Source organism: Bradyrhizobium sp. GW821-FHT13H06, assembly GCF_058803975.1.
In genome coordinates this window covers 175,415-195,417 of the sequence record NZ_JBXAPN010000006.1, presented here as the reverse complement: position 1 = coordinate 195,417, position 20,003 = coordinate 175,415, and the positions used below count along the sequence as shown (strand labels likewise).

Here is a 20,003-nt window from a genome sequence, read left to right as displayed (position 1 = left end):
TCACCAGACAAAGCGCCGCGAGCCCGGAGGCACGATGCAGACCGAGCTGAACAAGGTGATCGCGGCGCTCCAGGACTTCTACGCCCACGAGGGTTTCCTGTTCGAGAAGGACGTCGGCGAGCGGGCGGTCACCCACCGCTTCGCCGTGCATCTGGAGAAGCAGTTTCCGGGCTGGTCAGTCGATTGCAACTACGACAGGCTCGGCGAGCGCACGCTGCATCTGCCGCACGGCACCATCATCTCGACCGACGACCATCTCGGCAAGTCGATCTACCCCGATGTCGTCGTGCATCAGCGCGAGATCCCGAACAATCTGCTCGCGATCGAGATCCGCAAGGCAAGCAATCACACGCCGCTCGAGCACGACGAGCACAAGCTGCGGGCGCTGACCGACGTGCATGTCTGGTTTCCCTTTTGGATCGGTCTGCTGCTGGTGCTGGACATGCAAGGCGTCAAGATCTCGGAAGTGTATGTCAGCAACATCGTCGATCAGCCGCTGTCGCGCTGGTTCGCGGCGCGGCTCGCTGAGGTCGGGCTCGGCGCCGCGCCGTAGCACGCGTACTCACATAAGGTCAGCTTTCGAGGATGAGGCGGAGGTCGCTCTGTCTGGCAGCGTCCCCCCTTGTCGCCCGGAGCCGACATCGATGGCAGCCTCACGCTGCAGCCGTTGTGGATTTATCCGTCCCTGCGTCGTGGCCGTGTTCCCTTGCCCCCGTCGCTTCGATGCACAGTCTGACGGCCTCGCCGATGCTCGTCGCAACGAGGTCAGCTTTAGCGCCTTCGCGCAGCAATTCCAGGGCCGCCGGGTCCATGTCTTTGACCCAGCAGCCCAGGATGATGGTTGCCTTCGGCAATTTCCGTCTCAGACGCCGGACGGAGTACCGCATGTGTGCCGCGGCGCGGGCATCGAGATAGACCAGGCAGACGATCGCAACGCCCGTCGTATCCAGGCGAAAGACGTTCGTCGTGGAAAGCGATGCTGCCGCTTCGACCCGCGCAGCGAGGCCGTGCTCAGTCGAGAGCTGAGCCAGCATGATCGCGGCCGCCTCGTCGATCAGGGTACGTCCGGCCACGCACAGGACGGGGTGTTCACCCTGCCAATCCGGTGGGAGAGTATCCCTGCGGAGGTAAGGCAAGTGTTCATTGGCGGTATTCTCCGCAACGCCTTCCACCGCGGACGATGCCTCGGCATCGGTGGTTGAACTGCTCTTCGCCGGCGGCCGGTCGTCCTGATCGGCAAGATCGGCGGCGAATTCGCTGACGGCGTCCCGGATCTTCGTGAGACGTTCCTGGTCGAGCGTATTGCGCTCGGCGTCGGCTTGCGCCAGCTGCAAACCCTTCAGGGCGACCTCATCATAGTACGAAGCCAGCGAACGCTCCTTCAGGAACTCTTCGGCCTTCTCGGCCGCTTCCGTGGGATCCCCCGCCAGCATCCGCTGATAGAATATTTCCGGAGGAGAAAGCGCCGGTCGGTCTCCGAACATGACGTCGAGAAACTCCAATCGCTCCACATGCCGCCCGAGGACCACGAGGCAAATCGTGAGAGGGGTCGCGAGGACGAGCCCGATCGGTCCCCAAAGCGCTGTCCAGAACGTTGCCGACGCGACCACGGCGACGGGGGAGAGCCCCGTACTGCGGCCGTAGACCATCGGCTCGACGACGTGGCCCACGAGCGGTTCGACGACGAGAAACAGAGCGAGAGTCCAAAGCAGCATCGACCAGCCGGGATCGATGGCGACCGCCAGCGCCAGCGGGAATGCGGCCGCGATGACGGCGCCCACATAGGGCACGAAGCGAAGCGCGGCCGCAAGGATGCCCCAGAGGATCGCGCTTGGAATTCCGATGAACCAGAGGCCGGTGCCGATCACCACGCCGAATGCGCCGTTCAGGATGAGCTGGGTCAGAAACAGCTTGCTGAGGCGGCTCGCTGCATCGTCCAGCGCAGCGGTCGTACGCTGCAGATCCGACGAGCCCGCCAGCCGGATGAAGCGGTTACGAAGATCCTCGCGTTGAATGAGAATGAAGACGACGAAGATGATGATGATGCCGGTGGTCGCGAGCGGATGAATGAGCGGTGAAATCAAGGTTCGCAGACTTTCCAACGCGCCGGGATCGGGTTGGCGTACTTCGACCGGCACCGGTGGTGCGGAGGGATTCGAGCCCGCGATAATGCCGGGACTGCGCGCGGATGGGGCGTCTTTCGGTTTATCGAGCTCCTTGCTGAGATCCTTCAGCATGTCGGACGCACGCTCGAGCGTGCCCCTGCCGGCCTTGGTATCCCGAAATGCCTGGATCTTCTCGCTGATCGTCGATTGATATCGGGGCAGGTCACCCGCGAGTTGCGTCAGTTGAGCGGCGAGAAGGCTTCCCATCGCGAAGATCAGCATGAACGCAACGACGACCACGCTGACGACCGCCAAACCCCGCGGGACACGGATGCGCTGCAACATTCCGACCAGCGGCGCCAGCACGAAGCTGAGGAGAATAGCAAGCGCAACGGGTACGAAGATATCCCGGCCGAAATAGAGCATCGAGATGATGATGACGGTCAGAATTGCGGTCGCGACTGCGCTGAGCAGCGCCATCAGTTCTTCGGTGGTGCGTGGTTTGAAGGGCTGTCGCGCTACAGGCCTCATTTGCTGTCCCTGTCCCGTCGTCCGCTGAGCGTGCACCGATGTCAGCTGCAAGGGCGCAGGACGACACTGCAGAGGACGGCCGCTCAGGGCACTCGTCCGCGCGGTCTTCATGGGTGGCGGCCGAACTCCGGTCGCCATCGCGACGCCAACCGCGCCGCGCTGAAAAGGTTCCTGGCTGCGGCAATGAAGTGCGCGATGCACAGCTCTCCGCGGCCGACCGTTCCCGCTTGGACCCTTTGCCCGAAGTTCGCCCGATCTGCGGGTTAAGCAGCCCCAGACCGTCACCAAGAGAACGGTATGATCGAGGGGGGCGCGCGTGGTGCGCGCGCCGCTGCCTCGTCAATAGTAATAGGGTTGCGAGTAGGCGTAGCGCGGGTTGATGCCGCAATAGGCCGATGTGCCGGAGGCGGTGGCGGCACATTGCTGGTAGCTCGCGAACTGGCAGTTGCCGGGGTAACCCCAGTGGCGGCCTTGCAGGCAGTACCTGTCGTTTGCGGCCTGGGCCGGGACCGCCGACACTGAAGCGGCGATCAAGGTCGCGAACGATGCAAGGGTGAGGATGGTGCGACGCATTTCAATCTCCTTCGAGGATGGAACGGCCGTGCTTGGCGTTCCCGCTGGACTGTCTGATGCACGGTCATGCCTATATTGGTGTCCGCGACGCCGGATGCGTTCGAGGGGAGATCATCGTGACCGCAGCCGGTGGCGGGCAATGTGATCTCCACCACAGTTCGCGCGCGGGTTCCGGGCTATTCGACGAACTTGCACGCCTCGATCCCGCGGGACTAGGCTTGCCTTCATTCGGATCAGGCATTTTGGAGGTTCTGATGCAGAATTCATATTTGCTGGCTGCGACGGCCGCGCTGCTGCTCGTGATGCAGACGCCGCTTGCGCTGGCGCAAAGTGCCCCGGCCGCCGGCGGAACCGCTACGCCTCCCGCGACAACCGCTGCGCCTGCCGCGACGACGACAGCGCCAAGCGCAACCACCGACAGTTCCAGCCAGCCGACCGACGCCAGGAAGAGCGCATCGAAGAAGCCTGCGAAGAAGAAGATGACCCGGCAGCAGGAGATCGATCATTCGATCGACACCGGCACCGTGCCGGCGCGCTACCGCAGCTCAGTGCCGAAGCAGTACCAGCAGTATATTCCGTTCGACAAGCGGTAGCGGATCGCAAGCGGCGTGACGCGATCGAACGTCGTGCCGCCGGTGCCATCGAGAGGCGCACTTGGAATACGGCGTTGATGATACGGTCTTGCTAATCCGGTCTTGCTAATCCGGTCTTGGTGATGAGGTCTTGGTGATGAGGTCTTGGCCGGAAGGCTTCCGGTCCACATCGCCGGTGGCGGTCTGCGGGAGCGGTGCTAGAGTAGGCCGAAGCCCCGGGGGGAGCAATGAATGAAGAGGTGAAGGACGCCGGCCTTGTGGCGATGATCAGCGGCATCCTGGGAGGCAACAGGCGCGCAGACAGTTTTGCACCGCTCGCCGATGTTCCGCCGACTGTGCCCGCGGATGGAATGGAGCCGGGCGAGACGTCCAGCTCCGATCCGGCACCGGCCCCGGCCGGGAACGCGTCCGATGATGCGCCGGCTGCCACGATACCGGTCGAGCCGCCCGCGCAAATCGCAACCACGCGGGACGGCAAGCGCCTGCTGCCGGCGGAGGCGATCGCCGATCTCGTGCTCGGCGAGCTGCGCAAGCTGGAGGATTTCCCGAGCTCTGGCGTCTCGGTCACGGTCTATGGCTTCCGGAACTGGAACGCCATGCTCACCTTCGCGCCGTTCTCGACCACGTTCCAGAACGCAACGCGGTTCCGCCAGGCCATGCCGGACCTTGTGTTCAAGCTGCGCCGTTTCGTCGAACTTGAGATATAGTTCAGTGCAATCGGCGGCGCGCGGCGCCGCCATCCCAAAACAGCTCGACAGGATCTTCAATTGAGCGTCGCCTTTACCAAGGAAGAGAGCGCCGAAACCGCGTCCGAGACGCTGTTGCCGGATCGCCCGATCTCGCCGCATCCAAACCTCGTGACCGAAGCAGGCCACAAGGCGTTGCAGACGCAGCTTGCCGAAGCGCGGGAGGCCTATGAAGCCGCGCAACGCATCGATGACGTCAACGAGAAGCGCCGGCAGTCGGCCGTGCCCCTGCGCGACGTCCGTTATCTCACCGAAAGGCTGCGCACGGCGCAGGTCATGCCCGATCCGACCTCGACCGACGTCGTCGCCTTCGGCAGCACGGTAACGTTCAGCCGCACCGATGGCCGCGTGCAGACCTACCGCATCGTCGGCGAGGACGAAGCCGATCCGAAAGCGGGGTCGATCTCGTTCGTCTCGCCGGTCGCGAGGTCGCTGATGGGAAAGGCGGTCGGAGACGTCGTGGGGGCAGGCGCGCAAGAGATCGAGATCTCGTCGATTGCGTAGCGGCGCTCAGGGTGAGGCGAGAATCGCATGAGCAAACGGCACTCGACAGGAGCAATCTCATTCGCCTAAAGCATGAGCCGGACCCGAAGGTCCGCGTTAGCGCAAAGCGCGAAGCGGTTCTCCGGAAATATCCTGCGCCAACAGGAAGCTGAGGCGCGAAGTCGACCCGACCTGATGTCCATCGCGCCAGAGCTGTCCGGAACGGAGACCATGATACCTGAAGCACGAAGGAAGCAGAGCCCCGGCAGCCGTGCCGGAATTCGGCCTGCGAGACGTTTCGGTGGTCTTCTGTTGATACCGATGGTCTCCGCTGTGTCCGCCAGACAGGGCGCGATGGCTGGATGAGACGGTTTCTGGCGGGAGCGTTGCCGTTTTACGCGCTGGCTGGACTGGCCATGTGCATGTACCTCGTCCTGTACAGGACGAACCTCTTCGACTTGAACGCCATCGTTCAGGGTGCGACCGGTTCAACATGGTTTCTGGTCTTCATGTTCGTCTGCGTGCTCCTGGAGTCGATCTTTCCGTATTTCGGCTATTTTCCCGGGACCGCCCTCATCCTGATGTCGGTGGCGCTCAATCCGAAGTCCGCGGATCTCTCCGTTTTTACCGTGGCGTGGCTGGCGATCATGGTCGGTGCCGTTCTGAGTTACGGACAGGCTCGTTTTTTCAGGCCGCTTTTGCAGCGGGTTGCCTCAAGAGCGGCGCTGCGTCGATGCGAGTCCCTTCTTCACGCCTACGGTCCCTACGCGCGCGTCGCCTTGTTCGTTCATCCCAACGCCTGCTCGATGTATTTCACGGCACTCGGACTTCTCGGCGGAAACCTGACGCGAGAGCTCGCCCACCTTTGCCTGGGTGCTGCAGCCTCCGTGGGCGTGCTGTTCGTCATCGTGACCCGACTTGTGTCGTCCGTAGGTCCCACCGATGACGGGCGATTGCAGGTATTGCTGGCGGCAGCGCTGGTCGCCATCGGCACCCTCGTCGGTCTCTACGCGGCCTGGCGGCCGGCAAGGGCCGCTTGAGGCTTGCTCCGGCATTGCGAGCGGCCCGTCCGCCATAGCTCGACGAGCGACGGCGGAAGCGAAGCAACCCAGTCCTCGCGGTGCGTGCCCCGCCGACGGCCGCATGCCGGCAGGCCAAAGAGCCGCGTGCATCGGTTTCGGCCTCGTCGCGCAAGCCTGCGGGCGTGGGCGGCTTGGGGCGGAGTTGACCGGCGACATTGCGCCACTGCGCTTGTGCGGCCTCGGCGTCGGCCTGGGCAAACCCGTGCTCTGACCGGTCGCCGAATCGTCCATTCGAGCCAAATGCAGGCATGGCCCATTCATATCAATGTCGTGTCAACGTCACAGCCGTTGGTTAACGGAGCGTTCGTGCCAGTACCAAGCCAAACAGCCAGGGAGCAAGCATGTCGCACAATCACCACGACGATCATCGCCACGTCGGTCCGTTCAAAAAGATCAAGTTCGGGACCAACGGAGACGACGCCATTCCAGGGTCGAACCACAGCGACATCATCCTTGGCTTCGGCGGCAATGATACCGTCGTCGCCGGCCTCGGCAATGACATCGTCTTCGGCGGCCGCGGCAATGACTGGATCGACGGCGGCAAGGGAAACGATGCGCTGTTCGGCGAAAGCGGCAATGACGCCCTGATCGGCGGCGATGGCAATGACGGCCTGCATGGCGGCCGCGGCCGGGATCTGCTCCTTGGCGGCGCAGGCCGGGATCATCTGAGCGGCGACGACGGCAACGACAAGTTCCTGCTCCGCAAGGGCATGGGCGTGGACACGATCGAGCGGCTTGAAGCGGGCGATCGCATCGACGTTCGCGACTTCAACATTCCGTCCTTTCAGACGCTGATCAATTCCGCGCGCCAGGTCGGTCATCACGTGCAGATCAATCTCGGCCATGGCGATACGCTGATCATCGAGCATGCCCGCATATCCGATCTTCACGCCGAGCAGTTCATTCTTTCCAACGAGGTGACGGGCACCTCGAGCTCACAGACGCCCTACCTGCTCAGCAGCAATTCGCACGTCTATACCGAGTCGCTGCTGACGACCGGCGACAGCGTGAACGGCTACAAGATGGCCGGCATTCCCGACGGCCTCGGCGCGTTCGACAACGGCGACGGCACCTTCACCGTCCTGATGAACCATGAGCTTCCCGGAACGGCCGGAATTGCCCGGGCGCATGGCGGCACCGGCTCGTTCGTGTCGGAGTGGGTCATTGACAAGACGACGCTGCAGGTCGTCTCGGGCAAGGACCTCATCCATGACGTCTGGATGTACGAGGGCGGCACCTATGTCGACCACAACGCCGGCAACAGCCCGGTGACGTTCAACCGGTTCTGTTCGGCAGACCTGGCCGATTCCGGCGCGTTCTACAATGCGCAGACGGGTCTCGGCTTCGACGGCAGGCTGTATCTCACCGGTGAAGAGGGGGGCGTCGAGGGACGGGCCTTCGCTCACGTCGTCGGCGGCTCCCAGGACGGTAACAGCTACGAGCTGGCCTGGCTCGGCAACATGGCCTACGAGAACGTGGTCGCCAATGCGCATACCGGGGACAAGACCGTCGTCGCCATGATGGATGACGGCCAGAACGGCCAGGTCTACTTCTATTCCGGCACCAAGCAGGCGACCGGAAATGTCGTCGAAAAGGCCGGTCTGACCGGAGGCCATCTGCTCGGAATTCACGTCGGCGAGTTCGAAGGTTCCGCGAACAATGCGCCGAGCAGCACCAGTGCGCTGGGTACCGACGAGAAGTCCGCCTTCACCATGATCGATCTCGGCGACGTCAGCGGCAAGACCGGCGCGCAAATCGACGCGGACAGCGAGACTGCGGGCGTAACGAGCTTCCTGCGGCCGGAGGACGGCGCATGGGATACACTCAACCCGAACCGCTTCTACTTCGTGTCGACGAATGCGTTCAACGCACCGAGCCAGCTCTGGGCGCTGGACTTCACCGACGCGTCGCACCCCGAGCTCGGCGGCACCATCAAGCTGCTGCTCAACGGCAGCGAAGGTCAGAAGATGCTCGACAACATTGCCGTCGATTCGCACGGCAAGCTCATTCTGTCCGAGGACGTCGGCAACAACGCCCACCTCGGCAAGGTCTGGCAATACGATCCTGCGACCGACTCGCTCACACAGCTTGCCGAGCACGATCCGAGCCGTTTCGTTACGGGAGCTGCGAACTTCCAGACCCAGGACGAAGAGGCATCGGGCGTCATCGACGTCTCGCACATCCTCGGGAGCGCCGGGGAAAACGTCTACCTGATCGACACCCAGTCTCACCTCAACGTGGGAGGGGAGCTCGTCGAAGGCGGCCAGCTGCAACTGATCCACCAATATCTCGTCTGACGCCAGTCGCCCGACGAGGATGTTGCTCAATGCGGAGGTGTCGGCTCCCCGGCCGGCACCTCTGTCATTGTCAAACGGCTGTCATGAATCATCGACAGTTAGGAGCAGTTTTATCGCTTCTTCGGTGAAGGGCGATCGGTTCGGGACAATCACCTCATCGTAAGCCGCGGAGTAATTGCGTGTGATGTTGGCTACGCAAGCAGGCCCTTCCACGGATGCAGGATCGGAACTGCGTGCCGCCGTTCGATCGTGCCGCACGGCCCTTGCGGGCATTGCAGCGTTCAGCGGATTGATCAATATCCTCAGCCTGACCGGCTCCCTCTACATGCTGGAGGTGTATGATCGCGTGCTGCCTGGCCGAAGCGTATCCACGCTGGCGGGCCTGACGATCATTGCGGCCCTGCTGTTCGTCTTTCAGGGTACATTGGAAGTGGTTCGCGGCCGTATGCTGGTTCGCATCGGGAACCAGATCGACTGGCGCATCAGTGACCGCATCTACGATCTGGTGGTTCGCCTTCCGCTGCGCACACGCGGCGGCGGAGACGGGCTGCAGCCGGTTCGCGACGTCGACACCGTTCGATCGGTGATGTCGGGCCCCGGCTTGCCAGCCCTGTTCGATCTGCCTTGGTTGCCGTTCTACCTCGCCATCTGCTTTGCTTTCCATCCGCTGATTGGCGTGACGGCGCTCGGCGGTGCACTCGTGCTGGTGATGTTGACGCTGGTCACCGATCGACTGTCGCGGCAATCCGTCCGAAAGGCGTCGAGCTATGCCGCCGCACGCAATCGCCTTGCGGAAGCCAGTCGTCGCAACCCGGAAGTCTTGATCGCAATGTCGATGTCGTCCCGGTTTCTGGAGCGATGGCGCAAGCTGGGCGATGCTCATCGCAGGCAGCAAAGGGTCGCCAACGATATCTCGGGAGGTTTCGGCGTCACGGGACGGATACTGCGCATGATGCTGCAATCGGCCGTGCTCGGAGTCGGGGCCTATCTCGTCATACGACAGGAAGCATCCGGCGGAATCATCATTGCCAGTTCTATCCTGACGGGTCGCGCACTTGCGCCCGTCGACGTCACGATCGGCAACTGGAAGAACTTCATCGCAGCTGCCCAAAGCTGGCAGCGCCTCACCGGGCTCATGTCGGCGTTGCCGGCGTCAGCCGACAAGCTGCCTTTGCGGCCGCCGGAACGGCTCCTCGTCGTGGACAAGTTGTCCGTCCCGGCTCCTGGATCGGAAAAGCTCCTTGTTGCCGATGTCAGCTTTCATCTGAAGGCAGGCAGCGGGCTCGGCATCGTCGGCGCCAGCGGCTCGGGAAAATCCTCGTTGGTGCGCGCCCTGGTCGGCGCATGGCGGCCATCACGCGGCGTTGTCCGGCTCGACGGCGCATCGCTCGAGCAATGGTCGCCTGACGCACTGGGAAATCATATCGGGTACCTGCCTCAGGACGTCGAATTGTTCGAGGGTACCATCGCCGAGAACATCGCACGGTTTGCTCCTGATGCTTCGATGGAGCAGATCCTTGCCGCTGCCAATGCCGCCGGCATCCACCAGCTCATCGTCAGCCTGCCCGATGGGTACAACACCCAGATCGGCGAACAGGGCGCACTATTGTCGGCGGGCCAGAGACAGCGCGTGGCGCTCGCGCGGGCGCTGTATGGAGATCCTTTCCTGGTCGTGCTCGACGAACCAAATTCCAACCTGGATATCGAGGGCGAAGAGGCGCTGACGCGCGCAATTCTCGCCGTTCGGGCCCGAGGCGGTGTCGTCGTCATCGTCGCACATCGCTCCAGCGCGCTGGCTGCCGTGGACTTTGTGATGACGATGTTCCATGGCCGGCAGCAGGCCTTCGGGCCCAAGGAAGAAGTGCAGTCGCTGCTGGCGAGGCGGGAAGCCGGGCCGCCGGCCGCGCCATTCAAGGTCGTTGTCCCTCAATCGGCCGCATCCACATGACCACCGCGATACACGGCGAAGATCGCAGCATGCGTCATCATCTGCTTGCCGGAATCATTCTGGCGGCAGGGTTGACCGGCGGCATCGGCGGCTGGGCCGCGACAACCGAGCTGTCGGGAGCGGTCACCGCCGCTGGATCGGTGGTCGTCGACTCCAATGTCAAGAAAGTCCAGCACCTCACCGGCGGGATCGTCGGCGAGCTGATGGTTCGCGAAGGCGACCATGTCCGCGCCGGTGAGACATTGGTGCGGCTCGACGAAACCGCCCTGCGTGCCGGCCTCGCCATCTATACGAAGGGATTGGACGAGATGCGCGCCCGCAAGGCTCGTCTTGCCAGCGAGCGGGACGGTGCCGACCATCTCGTCGTTCCGCAGGAGCTGCTGGATAACGCTTCTGCGGAATTCGCTGTTGCGCTTGGCAGCGAACGTAAGCTGTTCGAGTTGCGCGCCACCGCGCGTCGCGGCCAGAAGTCCCAGCTTCGCCAGCGAATCGCGCAGCTCGAGGATGAGATCCGCGGCTATGCTGCCTTGCAGCAGGCCAAGGCGGAAGAGATCGAATTGATTCAGCGTGAGCTGACCGGAGTGCGTGGGCTCTGGGAGAAGAATCTCGTCCAGATAAACCGTCTCACCCTCCTGGAGCGCGAAGCCGCGCGGCTCAAGGGCGAGCTGGCGCAGTCGATCGCCTCCACGGCCCAGGTCCGGGGCAAGGTCACCGAAATCGAGCTGCAGATCCTGCAGATCGACCAGGACCTCAGCAGCGAAGTTGCCAAGGAATTGCGCGAGATCGACGGCAAGATTGGCGAATTCGTCGAGCGCAAGGTGACGGCCGAAGATCAACTGAAGCGGGTTGACATACGCGCTCCGCAAGCCGGCGTGGTTCATCAACTCAACGTCCATACGGTGGGCGGCGTGGTAAGCCCGGCCGACCCCGTCATGCTGATCGTGCCGGAAGCCGACCTGTTGATGGTGGAAGCCAAGGTTTCTCCGGCCGACATCGACCAGCTCTACGTCGGTCAATCGGCAAGCCTGCGGTTCTCTGCCTTCAACCAGCGCACCACGCCGGAGATCGAGGGGAAGGTCAGCCGCATCTCCGCCGACGTGATGCCGGATCAACGCACCGGCCAGAACTTCTACACCATCCGTGTCTCGATATTGCCCGAGGAGCTGGCGCGACTCGGCAATGTCAAGCTCGTGCCCGGCATGCCGGCGGAAGTCTTTGCCAAGACCTACGATCGCAGCATCTTGTCGTATTTCACAAAACCCCTCCTGGACCAGGTTGCCCGGGCGTTCCGCGAGCGTTGATGCTGAGCGATGCAAATTGGCCCGCTAGGTCTGCAGGCGAGTGGCCCGTTCAGGCACGATCGACCGCCCGGTGACCCTCTCCCCTGATCATGCCATCCTGCCCCTGTTTTGCCCGACAAGTCAAATTCGAATTCGGAAAAGGCGTAACCCATTGATCCGGCTGGTGCCGCCTACTGTGCATGGGGTTGTTTTTCGACTTTTTGCAGGAACGCTCTCGGCAAGCGCAAACTGAGCCCGTCAACTGTCCGGGATCGTTCGATACTGCAGGGTGGCAGGAAGATGGATGGTGGGCGCACAAGGGATCGAACCTTGGACCTCTCCCGTGTGAAGGGAACGCTCTCCCGCTGAGCTATGCGCCCGGGACCATCATGCAGGCGGCCGCAACTTTCGGCCGGCCGGTACATCGGAGCCCGCGATTTAGAAGTGCGGGCCGAAGGTGTCAAGTTTTCAGGCGCCGCGGGCGCGGAAAACCTTGCCTCGATCGCGCAATCCGCAACGGAAGTCTGATTCTGGGCCCGTTACGCGCCCTGCTGGCGGGCGCGGGAGGCATGGGACTGGAGCGCACGGATGCGCTCGGCGAGCGTTCCGCCGCCTTCGGGCAGGCGGGCCGCGGGAGCGCCGCCCGTCTTGGCGTCGTTGGTCTTGGCGTCGTTGGCCGGGCGCGGTGCCGGCTTCGCCGGCTGGCCGGCCTCGGCCGCGAGCAGGGCCTCGATCGGCGAGTTCGGGCCTTCGAGCTGCATCGCGAGTTTTGCGACTTCCGCCGCGATGTCGTTGATGCGCTCGCGCAGGAGCGCGTTCTCCATGCGCTCGGTGGCCCAGGAGCTCTCCGCCTGCTGCTGGATCGCGTTGATGTCGCGCTGAAGCTTGGCGCGCTCGTCGCGTGCGGTGCGCAGCTGCTCCTCCAGCGCGGCTTTCTCGGCGCGCAGCGACTCCATTGCAGCCGACGACTTGCCGCCGCTCAAGGCGGCGATCTCGACGCGCAGCTCCTTGATGGTGTGCTCGTTGCTCTCATTGGCCTGGCGCAGCTGGTTGTTCTCGTAGTCGCGCTCGGCGAGCAGCTTGCCTTGCGTGGCGAGGCGTCCCTCGAGGTCGGCGACGCGGCCGGACAGCATCTCGGCTTCCTTGACCTGCACGATGAGCTGGCGATCGAGCTCGGTGACGCGCTGGCTCAGATTCTCGACGCGGCCGCGGGCCTCGCTGAGCTGGCGCGAGGCCGTCTCGGATTCGGTCCGTTCCTGCGCCAGGCGCGCCTGCGTGGCGGCAAATTCCTTCTCGGCATCGCCGACGCGGCTCTTCAATTCCTCGATCTGCGCGCGCACCGCGATGAGCTCGACCTGGCGGCTCTCCGCCATCATCGAGCGGTCGGACAGTTCGGAGTTGATCTTGGCGAGCTCGGCCTGCTTGTCGGCCAGCGCAATTTCGGCGGCGCGCAAGGCTTCGGTCTTGGCGTTGAATTCCTCCTCCGTGGCGCGCAGCTGCTCCTTCACCGCCCTCTCGCGCGCCTCCAGCGCGAAGATCGTGGCGTTCTTCTCGCCGAGCTCGATCTTCATGCGGTTGATGGCGTCGCTCTTCTTGCCGAGCTCGGCGAGCTGGCTCGTGGTCTTGTTCTTGAGCTGATCGACGCTCATCTCGAGCCGCCGCGCCGACATGGCGAATTCGGCGCGGAGCTGGTCCTTGTCGGCCTGGATCTCGGCCATCGACAGCGGGGTGGCGGCCTCGAGCCGGCGCGTGGTCAGGCGCACGGCGCGGTTATGCACCAGCGGCACGATCGCGAGCCCGCACAGCATCGAAAGCAGGAAACCGATCGCCAGGTACATGATCGGTTCGACCATGGGCCAGAACTCCCAGAGCTAAGGAAAAATTTACCAACGACAATGCATGCGGGGCCGGCAAAAAGCCAGCCCTGGCCTGTCGTTAACCTTGATCCCTGGGTGGATGGGAGGGAGAGGACCTAGAACGGGTTCCAGGTCGCCCGCGGGGTGAATTTGAGATAGCCGATATTGGCGCCCAGCCGCAGGCCGAGGCCGGAGCGGATCGGCACCAGCACGATGTTGTTGGCGGTGAGCGCCGTCATGCCGAAGCCGCCGATGATATAGGCCGAGCCGTCGATGCCGCCGAAGCGCTGGTAGATCGCGTTGGTGGCGGGCAGGTTGTAGACCAGCGTCATGGTGCGGGCGCCGTCGCCGCCCCAGTCGAAGCCGAGCGAGGGGCCCTGCCAGTAGACTCTGAGGTCGCCGGCATTCTTGGTGTAGAGCGTGCCTTCACCGTAGCGCAGGCCGGCGACGAAAGCGCCGGAGCCTTCCTCACCCAGGATGTAGCCGTTGGGCAGGCCCCATTGGCTGACCGCCTTCTCGATGATCGAGGCGAGCCCGCGCGAGACGTTGCCGAAGAATCGGTGGCCGGCCGTGACGAGTTCGTCCGGCCCATAGGTGCTGGGCGTCGGGGTCCGCTGCGGCGGCGGCAGGTCGGGCGGCGGCGCCTGCTGGGCGGAAGCCGGCACGATCCAGCCGACCATCGCGGCAAGCGCGAGCGCAGCAAGGCGTGATGCGAAAGTCATAAAGAACCCCTGGTACCGAATCCGGTCGCTTCCTTAACCTGACGCCAACAGGCACGGCTCTAGGTTGCGCCGGATGTCCCCTCGACTCGGATGTTATCCGCAGCAACTATGACGGCACAACGGCAGGAAGATAGCCCTTTGCGCCCCGGAATTGCCTTGATCGGCCTCCGCGTCTGCCTGTTGGCCGGCATTTGGATCATCTGCTCGGGGGCGCCAGCATGGACCGCCACCACCGAGCGGATCGTCGTCAACCGCTTCTCCGGCGTCGCCATCGAGGGCTTCGACCCCGTCGCTTATTTCGTCACGGGCGCGGCCGAGCAGGGCAGGGCGGAGTTCGAGGCGAATCTCTGGGGCGCTGTCTGGCGCTTCCGGAACGAGGGCAACCGCGCCTCTTTCCTGGCCCACCCCGAGATCTACGGACCGCAATTCGGCGGCTATGACCCGGCCGACATCGCCCGCGGCGTCACCGTCGCCGGTAATCCCTATTTCTTCGCGGTCGTGGCGCAGCGGCTCTATCTGTTCAGCCGGGAAGCCAATCGCGACGCCTTCATCGCCAATCCCGAGCGCTTCCTCTATGAGGTGGGCAAGCGCTGGCCGGCGCTTCAGGAACAGCTCGGTCAGTAGCAGCCTACCGCCTGCGGATCGCCCCAGGCGATGAACTCCGGGACGATGAAGCCGGTGTCGCTGCGTTGGCCGAAGCGGAGTGCACCGCCCTTGCCGTCGGTCACCCTGCCGCCGGCCGCGGTCACGACCGCGCAGCCGGCCCCGACATCCCACTCCGAGGTCGGCCCGAAGCGGGGATAGATGTCGGCGCTGCCTTCCGCGATCCGGCCGAATTTCACGGCTGAGCCGATCGTGCGTCGGACGGCATTGGGCCTGTTGTCGATGAACGCCTCGCTCTTGGGATCGCCATGCGAGCGGCTCACCGCCGCGATCCAGGGCTCCCCTCCCGTCGGCAGCTTGCGGGTGTGGATCGGCTCGGCCGCCCCGATAGTTGCGCCGTCGACCTTCATCCGCTCGGCGCCGCGGCCGACGATGCCGCGCCAGAGCAGGCCGAGCGCGGGCGCGCTGACGATGCCGAGCAGCGGCTCGCCCGCTGTCACGAGGGCGAGGTTGACGGTGAACTCGTCGCGGCCGGCGACGAACTCCTTGGTACCGTCGAGCGGATCGATCAGGAAGAAGCTGCCCTGAAACGGCGGGGAGGCGAGCTGGGCCCGCTCTTCCGACAGCGTCGGAACGTCGCCCGCGAGCTGCGCGAGGCCATCGGCGATGATGCGGTCGGCGGCAAGGTCGGCCTCGGTCACCGGCGAGCCATCCTGCTTGCCTTCGATCCGCATGGCGGCGCGGTCGACGGCAAGGATCGCCTGGCCCGCCCTCACCACCAGCGCGGTCAGCGGCTCCATCAGGCCGAATGCGGCCGCCCCGTCGATGATCCGCATCACCTGCATGCCTCATTCATCGGCAATTCCGTTCCCCGTCCACTGATTCGCTTTATGGCCTCCCCGAGCCGATCGCAAGCTAGCTGCCGCGGGCTTGCGAATGTTAGAACCTACAGCATCCGTCAAGCATGCGTGATTCGCGGCTCCAGCGCCGTGCAATTCCAGGAACCCTCCAGGACCCCTTTATATGTCTGACGCCTCGTCGCCCGCGCCCGTTACCGCTCCCGATATGCTCGAACTCGCAGCGCTCCTGTGCTCGCGGGTCTGCCACGATCTCATCAGCCCCGTCGGTGCCATCGTCAACGGGCTCGAAGTGCTCGACGACGATCCCAAGCCCGAAGACCGCGAGTTCGCGCTCGATCTGATTCGCAAGAGCGCCAAGACCGCCTCGGCCCGGCTCCAGTTCTGCCGCCTTGCCTTCGGCGCCGCCGGCTCCTCCGGCGCGCAGATCGATCTCGGCGATGCCCAGACCATGGCGCGCGGCCACATCGAGGACGGCAAGTGCGCGATCACCTGGAATTTGCCGCGGCTGCTGCTGCCGAAGAATCGCGTCAAGCTGCTGCTCAACATGCTGGTCGTCGCCCAGCATACGATCCCGCGCGGCGGCATGCTGACGATCGACCCGATCGGCGAGGGCGAGACGATGAGCTTTCGCATCACTGCGACCGGACACAATGCGCGTTTGCCGCAGAACATCGCCGAGCTCCTGAGCGGCGAGCGTGGCCCCGCCGCGGATGCGCATGCGATCCAGCCTTATTATACGCGGCTGCTCGCGCAGGCCTGCGGGCTCACGGTGACGCTCAAGCCGGAAGGCGAAGCCATCATCGTTTCCGCTTCGTAAACGTACGCGTCGCGCCCGGCTTCTTAATCGAATCTTCACGAGGCGCCTCGGCTTGTCCGGGGCGCCTTATCTCTTTGTTGGTCCCGTTCTTTTGCACATACTCAACCAATATTAAACGCTTTGCGGTGAAGCTGGTCCCATTCCGAAATGGCGCATCACGCCTCGTGCGCGCCCTTCCTGTATGAAGGCCTGTTTTCATGGATGATCTGTTGCGGGAGTTTCTGACGGAGACCAGCGAGAGCCTGGACACCGTGGACAATCAGCTGGTGAAGTTCGAGCAGGAGCCGAACAACGCCAAGATCCTGGATAACATCTTCCGCCTGGTCCACACCATCAAGGGCACCTGCGGCTTCCTCGGGCTGCCGCGGCTGGAAGCGCTGGCGCATGCCGGCGAGACCTTGATGGGCAAGTTCCGTGACGGCATGCCGGTGACCGGGCAGGCGGTGACGGTGATCCTGTCCTCGATCGACCGCATCAAGGAGATCCTGGCGGGCCTGGAGGCGACCGAAGCCGAGCCGGAGGGCAACGACCGCGACCTCATCGACAAGCTGGAAGCGATGGTGGAGCAGGGCATGGCGGCGATGGCGGCCGGTTCAGCGCCTGTCGCCGAATCCCCGCCGCTGGCGCCGGAGGCGCCGGTTGCCGCTGCGACTGCGCCGGCCAAGGAGCTGACCACGGGCATGCTGATCGAGCAGACGCTGGAGCGCCCGTTGCGTCCCGGCGAGGTCTCGCTCGACGAGCTCGAGCGCGCCTTCCGCGAGACCGCGATCGAGGCGCCGGTGCCCGCGCCCGTTGCCAAATCCGAAGCCAAGTCCGAAGCAAAGCCTGAGCCCGCCCCCGAAGCGCCTGTCGCGGAAGCAAAGCCCGCCAGGGAGAAGGCCGCCCCGAAGAAGTCGACGGCCGACGAGGGCGCCTCCGAGGGCGACCGCATCGCCAACCAGTCGATCCGCGTCAACGTGGATACGCTGGAGCACCTGATGACCATGGTCTCCGAGCTGGTCTTGACCCGCAACCAGCTGCTGGAGATCTCGAGGCGCAACGAGGACACCGAGTTCAAGGTGCCGCTGCAGCGCCTCTCCAACGTCACCGCCGAGCTGCAGGAAGGCGTCATGAAGACGCGCATGCAGCCGATCGGCAATGCCTGGCAGAAGCTGCCCCGCATCGTCCGCGACCTCTCGAGCGAACTCGGCAAGCAGATCGAGCTGGAGATGCACGGCGCCGACACCGAGCTCGACCGCCAGGTGCTCGATCTGATCAAGGACCCGCTCACCCACATGGTGCGCAACTCCGCCGATCATGGCCTCGAGACCCCCGCCGAGCGGCTGGCTGCCGGCAAGGGCGAGCAGGGCACCATTCGCCTGTCCGCCTATCACGAGGGCGGCCACATCATCATCTGCATCGCCGACAACGGCCGCGGCCTCAACACCGAGAAGATCAAGGCCAAGGCGATCTCCTCGGGTCTCGTCACCGAGGCCGAGCTCGAGAAGATGAGCGAAGCCCAGATCCACAAGTTCATCTTCGCGCCGGGCTTCTCGACCGCGGCCGCCATCACCTCGGTGTCGGGACGCGGCGTCGGCATGGACGTGGTGCGCACCAATATCGACCAGATCGGCGGCACCATCGACATCAAGAGCGTGGCCGGCGAGGGCTCGAGCGTCACCATCAAGATCCCGCTGACGCTCGCCATCGTCTCGGCGCTGATCGTGGAAGCCGCCGGCGACCGCTTCGCCATCCCGCAGCTCTCGGTGGTCGAGCTGGTGCGCGCCCGCGCCAACTCCGAGCACCGCATCGAGCGCATCAAGGACACCGCGGTTCTTCGGCTCCGCAACAAGCTGCTGCCGCTGATCCACTTGAAGAAGCTCTTGAAGATCGACGACGGCGCGGCCTCGGATCCCGAGAACGGCTTCATCGTGGTGACCCAGGTCGGCAGCCAGACCTTCGGCATCGTGGTCGACGGCGTGTTCCACACCGAGGAGATCGTGGTCAAGCCGATGTCGACCAAGCTGCGCCACATCGACATGTTCTCCGGCAACACCATTCTGGGCGATGGCGCGGTGATCATGATCATCGATCCCAACGGCATTGCGAAGGCGCTCGGCGCCGCCGGCTCCTCGGCCCATGACATGGGCGAGGACGCGGCCGGCCATCACATCGGATCGGGCGAGCAGACCACCTCGCTGCTGGTGTTCCGCGCCGGCTCGTCCCAGCCCAAGGCGGTCCCGCTCGGGCTCGTCACCCGCCTGGAAGAGCTGCCGGCCGACAAGATCGAGTTCAGCAACGGCCGCTACATGGTGCAGTACCGCGAGCAGCTGATGCCGCTGGTGGCCATGGAAGGCGTCACCATTGCCAGCCAGGGCGTCCAGCCGATCCTGGTGTTCGCCGACGACGGCCGCTCCATGGGCCTCGTCGTCGACGAGATCATCGACATCGTCGAGGAACGGCTCAACATCGAGGTCGGCGGTTCAAGTTCGGGCATCCTGGGCTCGGCCGTGATCAAGGGTCAGGCCACCGAGGTGATCGACGTCGGCCACTTCCTGCCGATGGCGTTCTCCGACTGGTTCACCCGCAAGGAGATGAAGCCGTCGATGCACTCGCAGTCGGTGCTGCTGGTCGACGATTCGGCCTTCTTCCGCAACATGCTGGCTCCGGTGCTCAAGGCCGCCGGCTACCGCGTCCGCACCGCGCCGACCGCGCAGGAGGGCTTAGCTGCGCTCCGCGCCCAGAGCTTCGACGTGGTGCTGACCGACATCGAGATGCCCGACATGAACGGGTTCGAGTTCGCCGAAGTGATCCGATCCGACAACAACCTCGCCGCGACGCCGATCATCGGCCTGTCGGCGCTGGTGTCGCCGGCGGCGATCGAGCGCGGCCGTCAGGCCGGCTTCCACGACTATGTCGCCAAGTTCGACCGTCCCGGCCTGATCGCGGCGCTGAAGGAACAGACCGCGGGCGCCGCCGGCGCTTCCGAGCTGAGCCGGGCCGCGGCGTAACCCAGGGGATCAGGAGATAGGCTTATGGCCAGCAACAAGACCCAGTCCAGCGAAGGCGCCATGGTCGAATACGTCACCGCGATGATCGGCGGCCAGCTGTTCGGCCTGCCGATCTCCCGCGTCCAGGACGTGTTCATGCCCGAGCGCGTCACCCGCGTTCCGCTGTCCTCGCGCGAGATCGCAGGCGTGTTGAACCTGCGCGGCCGCATCGTCACCGTGGTCGACATGCGCGCCCGTCTCGGCCTACCCAAGGCCGAGGACGGCAAGGTGCCGATGGCGGTCGGCGTCGACCTGCGCGGCGAATCCTATGGCCTGCTGATCGACCAGATCGGCGAGGTGCTGCGCCTGCCCGAGGCCGGCATGGAGGAGAACCCCGTCAACCTCGACCCCCGCATGGCCAAGCTCGCCGGCGGCGTCCACCGCCTCGACGGCCAGCTCATGGTCGTCCTCGACGTCGATCGCGTCCTCGAGCTCGCACCCGAAATGATGGCGGCCTGATACGGCGGCATCGTCGCCG

17 protein-coding genes, 1 tRNA gene and 1 pseudogene are annotated in these 20,003 nt (G+C 64.5%); 13 read left to right on the top strand and 6 right to left on the bottom strand.

Translation table 11 applies throughout. The annotated features are described in order from the left end of the window. The first annotated feature begins 34 nt into the window (after window positions 1-34). Complete coding sequence (locus tag AC1RQP_RS24825; protein WP_492938906.1) at window positions 35-553, top strand: hypothetical protein; 519 nt, start codon at window positions 35-37, stop codon at window positions 551-553. 100 nt (window positions 554-653) lie between these two features. On the opposite strand, the gene AC1RQP_RS24820 is transcribed toward AC1RQP_RS24825, so the two are convergent. Both AC1RQP_RS24820 and AC1RQP_RS24815 read right to left on the bottom strand, forming a co-directional pair. Then, window positions 654-2,585 (bottom strand): AI-2E family transporter, encoded by a 1,932-nt coding sequence (locus AC1RQP_RS24820; RefSeq protein WP_492938904.1) that lies wholly within the window; start codon window positions 2,583-2,585, stop codon window positions 654-656. Window positions 2,586-2,975: 390 nt separating this feature from the next. Continuing rightward, the gene (locus tag AC1RQP_RS24815; RefSeq protein WP_239621555.1) at window positions 2,976-3,209 is read right to left on the bottom strand and encodes a DUF3551 domain-containing protein; all 234 of its coding nucleotides are present in this window, start codon (window positions 3,207-3,209) and stop codon (window positions 2,976-2,978) included. Between the two features lie 254 nt (window positions 3,210-3,463). On the opposite strand from AC1RQP_RS24815, the gene AC1RQP_RS24810 reads away from it, so the two are divergent. From AC1RQP_RS24810 to AC1RQP_RS24775, 8 genes and pseudogenes are all read left to right on the top strand, one after another. After that, complete coding sequence (locus tag AC1RQP_RS24810; protein WP_492938902.1) at window positions 3,464-3,802, top strand: hypothetical protein; 339 nt, start codon at window positions 3,464-3,466, stop codon at window positions 3,800-3,802. 227 nt (window positions 3,803-4,029) lie between these two features. After that, window positions 4,030-4,509 (top strand): hypothetical protein, encoded by a 480-nt coding sequence (locus AC1RQP_RS24805; protein ID WP_492938900.1) that lies wholly within the window; start codon window positions 4,030-4,032, stop codon window positions 4,507-4,509. 60 nt (window positions 4,510-4,569) lie between these two features. Then, window positions 4,570-5,052: a transcription elongation factor GreA gene (gene greA / locus AC1RQP_RS24800; RefSeq protein WP_492938898.1), complete on the top strand. Its 483-nt coding sequence runs from the start codon at window positions 4,570-4,572 to the stop codon at window positions 5,050-5,052. Between the two features lie 341 nt (window positions 5,053-5,393). Further along, entirely contained in the window at window positions 5,394-6,071 is a 678-nt protein-coding gene (locus tag AC1RQP_RS24795) for a hypothetical protein (protein WP_239621559.1), read from the top strand. 383 nt (window positions 6,072-6,454) lie between these two features. Further along, a pseudogene (locus AC1RQP_RS24790) lies at window positions 6,455-6,754 on the top strand (calcium-binding protein); the annotation flags it as partial. Window positions 6,755-6,937: 183 nt separating this feature from the next. After that, a complete protein-coding gene (locus tag AC1RQP_RS24785) occupies window positions 6,938-8,410 on the top strand; it encodes a PhoX family protein (RefSeq protein ID WP_492939285.1) in 1,473 nt (490 codons plus the stop codon). Window positions 8,411-8,594: 184 nt separating this feature from the next. After that, window positions 8,595-10,358 (top strand): type I secretion system permease/ATPase, encoded by a 1,764-nt coding sequence (locus AC1RQP_RS24780; RefSeq protein WP_492938896.1) that lies wholly within the window; start codon window positions 8,595-8,597, stop codon window positions 10,356-10,358. Next, window positions 10,355-11,659 (top strand): HlyD family type I secretion periplasmic adaptor subunit, encoded by a 1,305-nt coding sequence (locus AC1RQP_RS24775; RefSeq protein WP_239621560.1) that lies wholly within the window; start codon window positions 10,355-10,357, stop codon window positions 11,657-11,659. The genes AC1RQP_RS24780 and AC1RQP_RS24775 overlap by 4 nt, the downstream gene beginning before the upstream one ends. Window positions 11,660-11,943: 284 nt before the next feature. Here the strand turns inward: AC1RQP_RS24775 and AC1RQP_RS24770 are convergent. From AC1RQP_RS24770 to AC1RQP_RS24760, 3 genes are all read right to left on the bottom strand, one after another. Further along, window positions 11,944-12,018, bottom strand: a tRNA-Val gene (locus AC1RQP_RS24770). A 159-nt stretch (window positions 12,019-12,177) separates the two neighbouring features. Continuing rightward, complete coding sequence (locus tag AC1RQP_RS24765) at window positions 12,178-13,491, bottom strand: hypothetical protein (protein WP_492938894.1); 1,314 nt, start codon at window positions 13,489-13,491, stop codon at window positions 12,178-12,180. 119 nt (window positions 13,492-13,610) lie between these two features. Then, entirely contained in the window at window positions 13,611-14,216 is a 606-nt protein-coding gene (locus AC1RQP_RS24760) for a DUF1134 domain-containing protein (RefSeq protein ID WP_035679986.1), read from the bottom strand. A gap of 138 nt (window positions 14,217-14,354) precedes the next feature. Here AC1RQP_RS24760 and AC1RQP_RS24755 point away from each other — a divergent pair, with 138 nt between their 5' ends. After that, a complete protein-coding gene (locus AC1RQP_RS24755) occupies window positions 14,355-14,840 on the top strand; it encodes a YHS domain-containing (seleno)protein (RefSeq protein WP_492938892.1) in 486 nt (161 codons plus the stop codon). Here the strand turns inward: AC1RQP_RS24755 and AC1RQP_RS24750 are convergent. Continuing rightward, a complete protein-coding gene (locus AC1RQP_RS24750) occupies window positions 14,834-15,664 on the bottom strand; it encodes a 3'(2'),5'-bisphosphate nucleotidase CysQ family protein (RefSeq protein WP_492938890.1) in 831 nt (276 codons plus the stop codon). The two genes, AC1RQP_RS24755 and AC1RQP_RS24750, sit on opposite strands and share 7 nt — an antisense overlap. A gap of 178 nt (window positions 15,665-15,842) precedes the next feature. On the opposite strand from AC1RQP_RS24750, the gene chpT reads away from it, so the two are divergent. The 3 genes from chpT (at window position 15,843) to AC1RQP_RS24735 (ending at window position 19,984) form a co-directional block, all read left to right on the top strand. Further along, a complete protein-coding gene (gene chpT, locus AC1RQP_RS24745) occupies window positions 15,843-16,496 on the top strand; it encodes a histidine phosphotransferase ChpT (protein ID WP_239621564.1) in 654 nt (217 codons plus the stop codon). A 197-nt stretch (window positions 16,497-16,693) separates the two neighbouring features. Beyond that, window positions 16,694-19,486 carry a hybrid sensor histidine kinase/response regulator gene (locus AC1RQP_RS24740; RefSeq protein WP_492938888.1) on the top strand — a complete coding sequence of 931 codons (2,793 nt, stop codon included), beginning with the start codon at window positions 16,694-16,696 and terminating at the stop codon, window positions 19,484-19,486. A gap of 24 nt (window positions 19,487-19,510) precedes the next feature. Then, a complete protein-coding gene (locus AC1RQP_RS24735; protein WP_239620020.1) occupies window positions 19,511-19,984 on the top strand; it encodes a chemotaxis protein CheW in 474 nt (157 codons plus the stop codon). The last annotated feature ends 19 nt before the right edge of the window (window positions 19,985-20,003 follow it).